The following is a 12,715-nucleotide window of genomic DNA, read 5'->3' as shown; positions in this document are numbered from 1 at the left end:
CAGCGTCCATGGGTTCCTCATTCAATAGCGGCGGCATGCGCGGCGGCCGTGGCCGCAAGTTCAAGTCCGAGATCAACGTCGTGCCGTACATCGACGTGATGCTGGTGCTGCTGATCATTTTCATGGTGATGCCGTCGTCGAACAATCCCAGCGTGGTGAACTTGCCCAACGCGGAAAAGTCGGCGAAACCGCCCGATGACTATATTCAGATCGTGCTGAAACCAAATGGTTCGCTGTCGATCGGCGTCATCGGCAAGGAACAGCTGTCACCGGAAACGGAACCGAACCGCGACGCCCTGCTGCGCAAGCTGCGCGGCCTGCATGAAAGCAATCCCGACTATCCCGTGATGATCGCGGGCGACAAGGAAAGCAAGTACGACGACGTGATCCAGCTCATTTCGGAAGCAAAAAAAATGGGCATTACCCGCGTCGGCCTGGCCACCAAGTAAGCGCAGCATCGTGTTTTCCAGACTTGACCGTTTTTAGATAGACTAGACTTTGCAGACCAAACAAATCGACCATGTACTCGGCAAGCCCTACAGCGTGCCGCGCGAACGCAGCCGCTGGCCCTCGCTGGGCCTGGCGCTGGCGATGCATCTTGGCCTGCTGTTTTTCCTGTGGGTGGGCGTACACTGGCAAAATACGGAGCCTGTAGCCGTCGAAGCGGAAGTATGGGACATGAAAGTGCAGACGGCCGCGCCGCCGCCCGAAGTGGCGACGGAACCGGAGCCGACGCCAACGCCGCCGCCTGAACCGCAAGTGGAACAGCCGGCCCCGCCGCCACCGCCGCCGGTGGCCGCGCCCGAGCCGAAGGTCGACCTGCGCGAAGCGGAGATCGCCCTCGAGCGCAAGAAGGCCAAGCTGAAGGAAGAGAAAGAAAAAGCGGCGGCCGAAGAGCGGCGCAAGCAGGAACAGAAGGAACGCGAGGAAGAAAAACGCGAACTGGAAAAACAGAAGCAGAAAGAAAAAGACAAGGCTGAAAAGCTGGAAAAAGAAAAGGCCGACAAGCTGGAGAAAGCCAAGCAGGCCAAAGAGAAAGAAAAAGCGGCGGAAGAAAAAGCCGAGAAGGAACTGTCCGAGAAAAAAGCGGCGGCGGAAAAAGCTGCCAAGGCGAAAAAAGCGGCGGAAGAGAAAAAAGCCGCCGACAAGGCGCGCGCTGCGGAAATGAGCCGCATCACGGGTGCGGCGGGCGCCGGCACGACGGGCACGGCCGCGAAAGCGACCGCGCCACGCAAGGACAGCGGCTATGTCGCTGCCCTGACGAGCAAGATCAAGAGCAATATCGCATACAGCGGTAGCACGGACGTGCCGGGCAACCCGCGCGCCGTGTTCAAGATCGAGCAACTGCCAACTGGGGAAATTATTTCGGTCCGAAAGATTAAAAGCAGCGGCCTGCCGGCGTATGACAGCTCGGTGGAAAACGCCATTAATAAATCGTCGCCACTGCCGAAGAAAAAAGACGGCACCGTGGAACGCGAGATTGAACTCATATTCGAGATGAAGGATTTGCCTAAATGATGACCATGAAAAAAATGAGCTATGTCGTGCTCTGCGCCGGCCTGATGCTGGGCGCGACCGGCGCCCAGGCGCAGCTGCGCGTGGAGATTACGGGAATCGGCAGCAACCAGATCCCGGTCGCTGTCGCCAGCTTCGTCAATGAATCGGCGGCGCCGCAATCGCTGTCCGGCATCATCAAGGCCGACCTGGCGCGCAGCGGCGTGTTCAAGCTGATCGACGCCGATGCGCCCGTATCGGAAACGGCGCCCGTCAGCTACGAGCAGTGGAAGTCGCGCGGCGCCGACGCGCTGGCGGCGGGTACCGTGCAAAGCATGGCCGACGGCCGCCTGGACGTGCGCTACAAGCTGTTCGACACCATCAAGGGCGCCCAGATTTCCAGCATGAACAATGCGGCCGCCCCGCAGTTCAACCGCTTGCTGGCGCACAAGATCGCCGACGACATCTATGAAAAGCTGACGGGCGTCAAGGGCGCGTTCGCCACGCGCATCGCCTACGTCACGCAATCGGGCCGCGAGTACCGGCTGGAAGTGGCCGACGCCGATGGCGAAGGCATCCAGGTCGCCCTGCGCTCGAACGAGCCGATCATTTCGCCAGCCTGGTCGCCGGACGGCACCAAGGTCGCGTATGTCTCGTTTGAAAAGAAAAAGCCGATCGTCTACGTGCAAAACCTGGTGACGCGCCAGCGCACCATCGTATCGAATGAAAAAGGCAGCAATTCGGCGCCGAGCTGGAGCCCGGACGGCTCGCGCCTGGCCGTGGCCCTGTCGCGCGATGGCCATACCCAAGTCTATACCGTCAATGCCGACGGCAGCGGTTTGCGCCGCGTCAGCACCAGCAGCGGCATCGATACGGAACCTCAATTCTCGGCCGATGGCCAAAGCATTTACTTCACCAGCGATCGCAGCGGCGGACCACAAATCTACCGCATGTCGGCCAGCGGTGGCGAAGCCAAGCGCGTGACGTTTGGCGGCTCCTACAACATCAGCCCGCGGATCTCGTCCGACGGGAAGACACTTGCTTATATTTCCCGTCGCGACGGCAATTTCCAGCTCTACGCGCTCGACCTGGCTAGTGGCCAGGAACTGCGCCTGTCGGACACCGCCAACGACGAATCACCGAGCTTTTCGCCCAACGGGAAATATATCATGTACGCGACCGAATCCGGACGACGCAAGTCGCTGGCAGTGGTATCGGTGGATGGCCGCGTCAAACAGCGTTTGACTACGCAAGCTGGCAATATCAAGGAGCCCACCTGGGGTCCTTTCATGAAGTAAATGCTGTACAGTTTCACCTTTAACCATGACCCGGAGAATAAAAATGAGTAACTTTAAAAGCTTGGCTTTCATCGCCGCTACCGCAGCTCTGCTGTCCGCCTGCAGCACCCCAGTCAAAGTAGCCGAGACCCCAGTGGTTGAGCGCGCTCCTGAAAAAGTCGCAGCTCCAGTTGACACCCGTCAAGTTCAGCCAGTAACGACCGCATCGGTCGATCCACTGGACGATCCAAAAGGCGTGTTGGCTAACCGCAGCATCTACTTCGACTTCGACAAATACGTCGTGCGTGAAGCGGACACCCCAGTCGTGCAAAACCACGCTGCTTACCTGGTGAAAACGCCTAGCCGCAAGATCCTGATCCAAGGTAACACCGATGAACGCGGTGGCGCTGAGTACAACCTGGCCCTGGGCCAGAAACGTGCTGAAGCCGTGCGCAAGTCGATGGCAGCCCTGGGCGTGCCAGAAGGCCAAATGGAAGCCGTGTCGCTGGGCAAAGAAAAGCCTAAAGCACAAGGCAGCAACGAAGCAGCATGGGCAGAAAACCGCCGCGCTGACATCGTTTATTGATGTTGACGGGTGAGCGCGGCAGCATTGGCGCTTACCTAACTGGCCAGTCATAGGCATAATAATGGGGCGCAGCGCGGTGATTCACCGCCCGGCGCCCCGTTTGCATGTTTGCGTAACCTTAGAAAGCCCGACCCATGATGACATTCTCGAAAGCCGGCGTCGCCGCCGCCTTGATGGCCGCGTTTGCCTACCTGCCCCTGCACGCCAACGCCGCCCTGTTCGATGACGACGAAGCGCGCAAGGCCATCCTCGAGCTGCGCGCCAAGGTCGACGCCATGGCGCGCGACCTGAACAGCCGCATCGACGCCAAGGCGGACAAGACCAGCACCCTGAGCCTGATCAACCAGCACGACCAGACCATGCAAGAGATCGCCCGCCTGCGCGGCCAGATCGAAGTACTGGGCAACGACCTGGCGAACGTGCAAAAGCGCCAGAAGGATTTCTACACCGACATCGACGCGCGCCTGCGCAAGCTCGAACCGCGCCAGGTCACCATCGACGGCCAGGAAGCGGCCGTGGGCGTATCCGAGCAAAGCGCATACGAATCCGCGTTCGGCCTGTTCAAGTCGGGCGACTACAAGGGCGCCGTCTCGGCCCTGGACGGCTTCGTCAAGCGCTACCCGGAATCGGCCTACGCGGCCAACGCGCAATACTGGCTGGGCAACGCCTATTACGCCCAGCGCGACTGCAAGAACGCCATCACGGCCCAGCAGGCAGTGCTGAAGAACTACCCGGACAGCCCGAAGGCGGCCGACGCCATGCTCAACATCGCCAGCTGCTACACGGAGCTGAAAGACAAGGCCAACGCCACCAAGACGCTGAACGCCCTGATCTCGCGCTACCCGGACTCCAGCGCGGCCCAGGCCGCCAAGGAACGGGCCGGCAAAAAGTAAAAGCAGGGAAAAAGTTGCCCGTTAGGTTTGACAGAATCCCGGGCACCCCCTATAATCTTTCTTCTTCGGGTCGTTAGCTCAGCTGGTAGAGCAGCGGACTTTTAATCCGTTGGTCGCAGGTTCGAATCCCGCACGGCCTACCACGAATACGCAGTACTGATCTGCTTGCGAGTTGTTATAGCAAGCATTTTTTTACGGCACAGTGTTACCGAAGTTGTTGTAAAAAGTTTTTGGGTCGTTAGCTCAGCTGGTAGAGCAGCGGACTTTTAATCCGTTGGTCGCAGGTTCGAATCCCGCACGGCCTACCAAATACTTCAGAGAAGCCAACCGTTCGCGGTTGGCTTTTTTGTTTTCAGCAGCGTCACTTGCACGGGACACCCTCCCCCTGACACAAATCAAACGCCTTGCCACCTGCGATACATCTCTTACCGCCTCGCACGAGACAGTCATGGCGCAACTGAAGAAAATCGTCACGCCGCAGACTGACGGCCATGCTGCCGATTCAGTGGAAGGTTGAAGCTCAAGAAGCCCGCTCCGAGTTTCTAACGCGACACCAGCGCCGGCCGCCCGGCCAGATGCGCCACCACGCTCCCCATCACCCGCCCCAGCGGCACTTCCACCCACCGGTAAAACGCGGCGCCGGCCGCCAGGCTGGCGCCCCAGGCCGTCAGCATGCCCAGCGCCTGCCACTCTGGCTCCAACGGAACATAGGTGACAAACAAGGCATTGACCAGCAGGCTGACGGGGAAGTGGACGAGGAACACGGCATACGAGATGCGGCCCAGGGCGTTGATGACGTTCCAGGCGCCGCCCTGCGACGGCGTGCGGGCACGGCCGAACAGGATCAGGGCGCAGGCGACGATCAGGGCCAGGGCGATGCGGCTGCGGTAGTCGACGGCCAGGGCCAGCAGGACGGGAACCGCCATCATGACCATGAGCACCGTCATGGCGCCGGGTTTGCGGGCCGGGTCGCTGGCCCACCAGGCCAGCATGCCCAGGCCGTAGCTACCGAAGAAATACGGCGCCCAATTGTCCCAACCCGCGTCGAGATTGAAATACAGCAAGGAAAAGGTGATGCCCGCAGTGACGGCCAGCGGCATCAGCCAGCGCCCGCGCCGCTGGCCCGCCAGGCGGCCGCCCAGCCACAGCAGCGACACCGTCAGCAGGTACAGCTGGAAATCGATGGCCACGTACCAGGCGCCGGCCGACAGCGATTCATAGCCCAGCACGCCGTGCAGCAGCAAGGCATGGGCACTCAACTGGCCCAGGGTGACGGCGGCCGACATGGAATCGTGCTGCATCCAGATACCGGCGACGGGCGTGATGATGGCGGCAAGCAAGGTGGCCACCAGGAAAGGTGGCGCCAGCTTGGCATAGCGGCGCCAGATCGCCTGCAGCGGGGAAGCAATGCCGGGATGGCCGGCGGGCGAGAGGGATTTGGCGACGAGAAAGCCGCCGATGACGAGAAATACTTGCACGGCGATGCGCGCGCTGCCGCCGAGCCAGTCCAGCAGCGCGGGCCACAGGGGCTGCACGTAGTCGGACATGGGCCCGTAAAACGCCAGGTGATGCAACACGATCAGCTGCGCCGCGCCCGCCTTCAAACCATTGATCCAGCCAAACTGCGGACGATGTGCCAGGTCCGCCTGTGATACCGCTGCTACTGCCGTCATTCCCTATCCTTGCCGTGCCAGGTAGTGTCGCCAGCCATGCGCGCAACAGGCGCGCGGCCGAGGATTTACCGAAAGGCCGACATGATAGCCGAGCCTGGCAAATGGCGGGGCACGGCAGGCGGCTAGACTGCCTGTCCGCCCGCGTCCGGCGATGCGGGCGCCAATGGCTGCTGCGCCAGGATGGCGTCGAGCAGGCCGGGAAAACGGCTCTCGATATCGGCGCGGCGCAAGGTGTTCATGTGCGTCGTGCCCGCGTTTTCCGTGTAGACGAGGCCCGCTTCGCGCAAGACCTTGAAATGGTGGGAAACGGTCGACTTCGGCCGCCCGCCGTCGAGGTCGCCGCAAGCGGCCGCGTCCACCCTGGCCAGGTGGCGCACGATGTCGAGGCGAATGGAATCGCTCAAGGCGTACAGCACTCTTTCGAGCACGAATTCGCTGGCGGGAGGATGTTTGTGTGGACGCATGAGCAGAATCATACAGCATGCGCTATACTAATTCCATTCTTCGAATATTTACGAACTACCGAATCAATATTTCCCTACACCACCAACAAACACAAAGGCCACCATGTCCGCCCTCTTCCAGCCCTACACTCTCAAAAACGTCACCCTGCGCAACCGCATCGCCGTGCCGCCCATGTGCCAGTACATGGCCGTCGATGGCGTGGCCAACGACTGGCATCTGTCGCATTACGCGGGCATGGCCCGTGGCGGCGCCGGCCTGGTGATCGTCGAAGCGACGGCCGTGGCGCCGGAAGGCCGCATCACGCCCGGCTGCACGGGTATCTGGAACGATGACCTAGCGCAAGCCTTCGTGCCTGTCGTGAAAGCCATCAAGGCGGCCGGCTCCGTGCCCGGCATCCAGATCGCCCATGCGGGCCGCAAGGCCAGTTCCAACCGTCCATGGGAAGGCGACGACCATATCGTAGAGGGTGACGCGCGCGGCTGGCAAACCATCGCCCCGTCCGCCATCGCCTTCGGCGGCGGCCTGCCGAAAGTGCCGCGCGCCATGGACCTCGACGATATCGCCCGCGTGAAACAGAACTTCGTCGACGCAGCCGTGCGCGCCCGCGAAGTGGGCTTCGAATGGCTGGAGCTGCACTTCGCCCACGGCTACCTGGCGCAAAGCTTCTTTTCCGCCCACTCGAACCAGCGCGACGATATCTATGGCGGCAGCCTGGAAAACCGCAGCCGCTTCCTGCTGGAAACATTGAAAGCCGTGCGCGAAGTGTGGCCCGAGCACCTGCCGTTGACGATCCGCTTCGGCGTGCTGGAATTTGACGGCCGCGACGAGCAAACCCTGCTCGAATCGATCGGCCTCGTGCGCCAGTTCAAGGACGCGGGCATGGACATGATCAGCGTCAGCATGGGTTTTACCATTCCCGACGTGTCGATTCCATGGGGCCCCGCCTTCATGGGGCCGATTGCCGAACGCGTGCGTCGCGAAGCGGGTGTGCCCGTCTCTTCCGCCTGGGGCTTCGGCACGCCAGCGATTGCCGAGCGCGTCGTCAAGGACGAGCAACTCGACGTGGTGATGGTCGGCAAGGCGCACCTGGCCAATCCGCACTGGGCATACTTTGCCGCCAAGGAACTCGGCGTGGAACGCGCCTCGTGGACCCTGCCGGCGCCGTACGCGCACTGGCTCGAGCGCTATTGATCGTCCTTGACCGTTGCCGGATGCCCCTCCAGGGGCAGTTCCGGCAGGAACAGCAGGAAGATCAGCCCCAATAGCAGCAGCACGGCGCCGGCGCCAAACACGCTGGCGATCGCATGACGGTACACGTCCACCGTCTGCGTGGCCGCCTGCGCGCCCAGCGCCGAGACGGCTTCCACGCCGTGCTTGTGCAACTGATGCGCGAGAATGGCGCCGGACGCCGTCACGCCCAGCAAGCCGCCCAGCGAGCGGAAAAAGGCCAGCATGGCCGTGCCCACGCCGCGCCGCGCCAGGGGCAAGGCATTTTGCACGGCGATCGTCATGTTCGGCATCACCAGTCCCAGCCCCGTGCCGAGGAAGAAGATGGCCGGCTCGATGATCCAGTAACCGCGCGACGTTTCCATGCCCCAGGCCAGCACGGCAAACGCCAGCAGCGCCACCGCCAATCCCGCCACCTGCACCATCTTGTACTTGCCCGAACGCGACAGCACTCGGCCGTTGAAGATAGACGAGGCCACCAGCCCCACCATCATCGGCACCGTCATCACGCCGGACTGCGCCGGACTCGTGCCCATCACCAGCTGGAAGAACAGGGGAAAGAAGACGCTGGCGCCCATCAACCCCATGAAGGTCACGGCCATGACCAGGCTGGCGATATTGAAGGTGCGGTTTTCGAACAGGTCGGGCGGCAGCACGGGCTCATCGACCCTGCCCACGTGGAAGGCCAGCCAGATCCCCAGCAGCACGGCGACGCCGCCGCACACTTTGATGGCCAGCGCATCCCACGGCCACTCGGTGCCGCCCAGCGCCAGCACCAGCAGGGCCGCCGTGATGGCGCCCGTCAGCAAGGCCGATCCCAGATAGTCGATCTTGTGCGCATGCATGCGCACGGGCTTGCGCATGGCGCGCGCGATGATGACAAAGGCGGCGACACCGATGGGCAGGTTGACATAGAAAATCCAGTGCCACGACAAAGCATCCGTGATCACGCCACCCAGCACGGGGCCGAGTACGCTGGTGACGGCATACACGATGGGCACCATGCCCTGCCGCTTGCCCCGCTCGGCCGGCGGCACGATGTCGCCGATGATGATTTGCGCCAGCGGCATGAAGCCGCCCGCACCGAGACCTTGGATGGCGCGGAAAATGATCAGCTCCGTCATGTTCTGCGCCAACCCGCACAGCACGGAGCCGAGCAGAAAGGTCAGCAGGGCCGTGAAGATCATGGGGCGGCGGCCGTACTGGTCGGCCAGCTTGCCGTACAGGGGCATGGTGGCCGTCGAGGCCAGCACGTACGCCGTCACCACCCACGACAGATGCGCCATGCCGCCCAGGTCATCGACGATGCGCGGCAAGGCCGTGGCGACGATGCTCTGGTCCAGCGCACCGAGGCCCAGCACGGCCATCAGGCCCAGGTAGATGGCGCGCACTTCGCGCTCGGTGACGGGTTTTACAGCGTCCTTTTCTGCGCCTGCGGCTTGATCGTGGCGGCTCATGCTTGTCCGATCTCAAGCAGCGGCTGCATGGCCGCTTCCAGCGCATCGATCTGCTGCGGCGTAAGACGGGCAATGCGCTGCGCCAGCACATCGCGGCGCCGCGCACGCAGGGTTTCGAGGATGGCCAGACCTTGCGCGGACACCTGCAGCCCCGAGCGGCGCCGATCCTGCGGATCGGGCGCGCCGCGCTCGACCAGTCCCGCCTCTTCCAGCGACTTGACCTGCGCGCTGACGGTGGGACCGCGCACATTCTGCAGGCGCGCCAGCGCGGCCACGCCGATGCCCGGTTGTTCGTGGATCAGGGCCAGCAGCATGTATTGCATCATCGACACGCTGCCTTCCAGCTCGCCCCCTTCGCGCTGCATGGAACGCAGCAAACGCTTGAACGCCGTGCGCAAATCATCGGACAGCGCCAGCGCGCGTTCGGGGATGGGAAGATCTTCGGTAGTGGGCATAAGAATTTATAAGTAGGTAGGCTATCTACCTATATTATGCCGTACCCGGGCGCCATGCAAGGTTTTTTTCCATCCCCGCCCTTCCCAAAACCGCCTTTGGCCGTCATAATAGCCGCCCTTGGGTCGTTAGCTCAGCTGGTAGAGCAGCGGACTTTTAATCCGTTGGTCGCAGGTTCGAATCCCGCACGGCCTACCAAGATTCAGTCGTCACCATGCAAGCATGCTGATGGACACAGCGTTACCGCAGTTCCGTTGTAAAAGTTTTTGGGTCGTTAGCTCAGCTGGTAGAGCAGCGGACTTTTAATCCGTTGGTCGCAGGTTCGAATCCCGCACGGCCTACCAAATACTTCAGAGAAGCCAACCGTTCGCGGTTGGCTTTTTTGTTTTCCGGCCCATTCCCGGTCCACTGAGCGTCCGCATACAGCAAGACCGATTTTTGCTGTTTGATCAAAAAATTCCAGGCTGGGTGCGGGAGCAAACGGCCGCTTTGTCGTCCGCTTTGGCCTGCTCGACCGTCCGCACGACACCGCTGCCGATCGCGTATGCTGCGCCATAGATTGATTTTTGATTACGGTCAAGGCGATATAAAAAACACTCATGGACAAATTCAATCAGTACCGTGTTTTCACACAAGTAGCTGAAATGGGGAGTTTCATCAAGGCTGCCAATGCGCTGGGCATGCCGAGGGCCTCCATCTCCGCCGCCATACAGCAGCTTGAACTGGTGATTGGCACGCGCTTATTGCATCGCACCACGCGGCAAGTACAACTGACCGCGGATGGCATGCTCCTGCTCGAGCGCGTTCGTTCGCTTCTGGCGGATGCGGAAGATATCGATCAACTGTTTCATGTGCAGCACAGCAAGATTTCAGGGCGACTCTGCGTGGATGCCCCCAGCCGCATCGGGCGCAGGCTGATCGCTCCGGCGCTGCCCGGCTTTTTACGCGCCTACCCCCGGCTCGAGTTGATATTGAGTTCCTCGGACCGTGCGATCGACATGGTGCAGGAAGGCGTGGACTGTGCCGTGCGCGTCGGGACGTTGCAGGACAGCAGTATCGTCGCGCGTCCTCTCGGGCATATCGCACTGATCAACTGCGCCAGTCTAGGCTATGTACGCGAGCATGGTGTGCCGGCAACGCCAGATGATTTGAGCAAAGGACACTGGACGGTTGGATATGCCTCCGGTCCTGCCGCGAAAGAGTCTCCCTGGGAGTATCTGGATGCGGGACGCAAACGATCACTGTCAATTCCCAGCCGGGTGATCGTCAACAACGCCGAAAATTACATTGCCTGCTGTGTGGCGGGGGTGGGATTGATCCAGATTCCCCGTTTCGACGTGCAACACCTGCTCGACAGCGGCGAACTCATTGAAGTCATGCCGGAATTCCGCGCGGCGTCCATGCCGGTGTCGCTCGTTTTCTCGCACCGCAAGCAACTGTCGCGCAGGCTGAATGCATTTTTCGAATGGTTCGAAACGTTAATGCGGCCACATCTCGAATCATGAAACGCAGCGAGGCTGGCGTGGCTGATTCTGGCCTGGCCAGTCCCGATTGGGCTGTTTTTCTGGACAATCCATCCAGCCGGGCGTAGCTGATCTTCCATTGGATGCTGCTTATACTCGAGCCTCCCAATACGTATCCAAGGAGATCGACATGACTGACCATTGCATCAAAGGCAAGACCGTCCTCATCGCCGGAGGAGGCAAGAACCTCGGGGGACTGATCGCCCGCGACCTGGCGCAGCAAGGCGCCAAGGCAGTGGCCATCCACTACAACAGCGCAGCCAGCAAGGCCGATGCCGAGGCAACCGTGGCCGCGATCAAGGCCGCAGGCGCACAAGCCGTCGCAATCCAGGCCAACCTGACGACGGCCGGGGCCGTCGAGAAGCTGTTCGCCGACGCCATTGCCGCGGTCGGCAACCTGGACATCGCGATTAACACCGTTGGGAAGGTGCTGAAGAAGCCGATCGCGGAGATCAGCGAAGCCGAATACGACGAAATGACGGCGGTCAACTCCAAGACCGCTTTCTTCTTTCTCAAGGAGGCCGGCAAGAACCTCAACGACAATGGCAAGATCTGCACCGTGGTCACCTCGCTGCTGGGTGCATTCACGCCCTTCTACGCCGCGTATGCCGGCACCAAGGCGCCGGTGGAGCACTACACCCGCGCGGCGTCCAAGGAGTTCGGTGCGCGCGGCATCTCGGTGACGGCGGTCGGGCCAGGTCCGATGGACACGCCGTTTTTCTATCCCGCCGAAGGCGATGACGCGGTGGCGTACCACAAGACGGCCGCGGCACTCTCCGGATTCAGCAAGACCGGCCTCACCGATATCCATGACGTAGTCCCGTTCATCCGGCACCTGGTCAGCGATGGCTGGTGGATCACCGGTCAGACTATCCTGATCAATGGCGGCTACACCACAAAATAAGTTTCTGGCGCGGGGCCTTCCCCATACTTGCCCGGCGTCACGCCCATCACGCGCTTGAACATGGCGATGAAGGCGCTGACGTTGTCGTAGCCCAAGTCCAGCGCAATCGTCGTGACGGGCTGGCCACTAGCCAACAATTCCAGGGCACGCAGGATGCGGGCGCGCTGGCGCCAGGCCGAGGGCGTAAAGCCGGTCTCGAGCGTGAAACGGCGGGCCAGGGTGCGCGGTGATACGCCGGCCCAGGCGGCCAGCGCTTCCACGCCCCGCTCGTCGGCCAGGTCATCGAGGATGGCGCGCGCCACGCGCAGCAGGCGCGGGTCCGTGGGCAGGGGCAAGCCGAAGGGCTCGTACGGCGCGGCGGCGATTTCGTCGAGGATCACGCCCGCCACACGGGCTTGCCGCACGTCGAGCGCGACATCGTCCCAGGTGCTGGCACGGTCCACCGCTTCGCGCAGCAAGCCCGAGACGCGCATCACGCACGGCGCGGCGGGCAAGCTGGCGCAACTGGTCTCGTCCACATACACGCTCCAGCCCGCAAACGGGCCGTGCGACCGCAGGGCATGGACGTGATGGGGCGGCATCCATACGCAATGGCTGGCCGGCACTACCCACTGCCCGCTGTCGGCGGCAACGGAAAGGCCTCGCATGGCGCCGAACAGCTGGCCGCTGGCGTGGCGGTGCGCCGCCGTCACCCTCTCCTGCGGCTGGGCAATGCGTATGGCGCGCAGCGGCAGCGATGGCGACAAGATTGGCGGATTTGACG

At 62.1% G+C, this 12,715-nt stretch carries 13 protein-coding genes and 4 tRNA genes; 12 read left to right on the top strand and 5 right to left on the bottom strand.

Annotated elements, in window-relative coordinates; genetic code table 11:
- The first annotated feature begins 8 nt into the window (after window positions 1-8).
- The 7 genes from CLU90_RS26440 to CLU90_RS26410 all read left to right on the top strand — a co-directional run bounded on the left by CLU90_RS26440 (window position 9) and on the right by CLU90_RS26410 (window position 4,558).
- Window positions 9-449, top strand: a complete 441-nt coding sequence (locus tag CLU90_RS26440; protein ID WP_223278896.1) for an ExbD/TolR family protein — start codon at window positions 9-11, stop codon at window positions 447-449.
- Between the two features lie 49 nt (window positions 450-498).
- Window positions 499-1,518, top strand: coding sequence for a cell envelope integrity protein TolA (tolA, locus tag CLU90_RS26435; protein ID WP_100429234.1), 1,020 nt, complete (start codon window positions 499-501; stop codon window positions 1,516-1,518).
- Window positions 1,515-2,792, top strand: coding sequence for a Tol-Pal system beta propeller repeat protein TolB (gene tolB / locus CLU90_RS26430; RefSeq protein ID WP_100429233.1), 1,278 nt, complete (start codon window positions 1,515-1,517; stop codon window positions 2,790-2,792). Before tolA ends, tolB begins: the two co-directional genes overlap by 4 nt.
- 43 nt (window positions 2,793-2,835) lie before the next feature.
- Complete coding sequence (pal, locus tag CLU90_RS26425; protein ID WP_034759187.1) at window positions 2,836-3,357, top strand: peptidoglycan-associated lipoprotein Pal; 522 nt, start codon at window positions 2,836-2,838, stop codon at window positions 3,355-3,357.
- 134 nt (window positions 3,358-3,491) lie between these two features.
- The gene (ybgF, locus tag CLU90_RS26420) at window positions 3,492-4,250 is read left to right on the top strand and encodes a tol-pal system protein YbgF (protein ID WP_100429232.1); all 759 of its coding nucleotides are present in this window, start codon (window positions 3,492-3,494) and stop codon (window positions 4,248-4,250) included.
- A 67-nt stretch (window positions 4,251-4,317) separates the two neighbouring features.
- A tRNA-Lys gene (locus CLU90_RS26415) sits at window positions 4,318-4,393 on the top strand.
- Between the two features lie 89 nt (window positions 4,394-4,482).
- Window positions 4,483-4,558 (top strand) — tRNA-Lys (locus CLU90_RS26410).
- 234 nt (window positions 4,559-4,792) lie between these two features.
- Here CLU90_RS26410 and CLU90_RS26405 read toward each other — a convergent pair.
- Entirely contained in the window at window positions 4,793-5,923 is a 1,131-nt protein-coding gene (locus tag CLU90_RS26405) for an acyltransferase family protein (RefSeq protein WP_092717870.1), read from the bottom strand.
- Between the two features lie 122 nt (window positions 5,924-6,045).
- Window positions 6,046-6,387, bottom strand: coding sequence for an ArsR/SmtB family transcription factor (locus CLU90_RS26400; protein WP_092718217.1), 342 nt, complete (start codon window positions 6,385-6,387; stop codon window positions 6,046-6,048).
- 103 nt (window positions 6,388-6,490) lie between these two features.
- On the opposite strand from CLU90_RS26400, the gene CLU90_RS26395 reads away from it, so the two are divergent.
- Complete coding sequence (locus CLU90_RS26395; RefSeq protein ID WP_100429231.1) at window positions 6,491-7,579, top strand: NADH:flavin oxidoreductase/NADH oxidase; 1,089 nt, start codon at window positions 6,491-6,493, stop codon at window positions 7,577-7,579.
- Here CLU90_RS26395 and CLU90_RS26390 read toward each other — a convergent pair.
- Together CLU90_RS26390 and CLU90_RS26385 are read right to left on the bottom strand one after the other, a co-directional pair.
- Window positions 7,573-9,072, bottom strand: a complete 1,500-nt coding sequence (locus tag CLU90_RS26390) for an MDR family MFS transporter (RefSeq protein WP_232731341.1) — start codon at window positions 9,070-9,072, stop codon at window positions 7,573-7,575. The genes CLU90_RS26395 and CLU90_RS26390 overlap by 7 nt on opposite strands.
- Window positions 9,069-9,527: a MarR family winged helix-turn-helix transcriptional regulator gene (locus CLU90_RS26385; protein ID WP_092717865.1), complete on the bottom strand. Its 459-nt coding sequence runs from the start codon at window positions 9,525-9,527 to the stop codon at window positions 9,069-9,071. The genes CLU90_RS26390 and CLU90_RS26385 overlap by 4 nt, the downstream gene beginning before the upstream one ends.
- Before the next feature lie 120 nt (window positions 9,528-9,647).
- Here CLU90_RS26385 and CLU90_RS26380 point away from each other — a divergent pair.
- The 4 genes from CLU90_RS26380 to CLU90_RS26365 all read left to right on the top strand — a co-directional run bounded on the left by CLU90_RS26380 (window position 9,648) and on the right by CLU90_RS26365 (window position 11,952).
- Window positions 9,648-9,723 (top strand) — tRNA-Lys (locus CLU90_RS26380).
- A 70-nt stretch (window positions 9,724-9,793) separates the two neighbouring features.
- Window positions 9,794-9,869 (top strand) — tRNA-Lys (locus tag CLU90_RS26375).
- 255 nt (window positions 9,870-10,124) lie between these two features.
- Window positions 10,125-11,030, top strand: coding sequence for a LysR family transcriptional regulator (locus tag CLU90_RS26370; protein ID WP_092717863.1), 906 nt, complete (start codon window positions 10,125-10,127; stop codon window positions 11,028-11,030).
- Between the two features lie 148 nt (window positions 11,031-11,178).
- Window positions 11,179-11,952, top strand: a complete 774-nt coding sequence (locus CLU90_RS26365; protein ID WP_092717860.1) for an SDR family oxidoreductase — start codon at window positions 11,179-11,181, stop codon at window positions 11,950-11,952.
- Here the strand turns inward: CLU90_RS26365 and CLU90_RS26360 are convergent.
- The gene (locus tag CLU90_RS26360; protein ID WP_442906752.1) at window positions 11,937-12,701 is read right to left on the bottom strand and encodes an AraC family transcriptional regulator; all 765 of its coding nucleotides are present in this window, start codon (window positions 12,699-12,701) and stop codon (window positions 11,937-11,939) included. The genes CLU90_RS26365 and CLU90_RS26360 overlap by 16 nt on opposite strands.
- Between the last annotated feature and the right edge of the window lie 14 nt (window positions 12,702-12,715).

It is taken from the genome of Janthinobacterium sp. 67, assembly GCF_002797895.1.
Lineage (GTDB): Bacteria > Pseudomonadota > Gammaproteobacteria > Burkholderiales > Burkholderiaceae_D > Janthinobacterium.
Note: the sequence above shows the minus strand (reverse complement) of the source record. Positions and strands in the feature narration are given on the sequence as shown.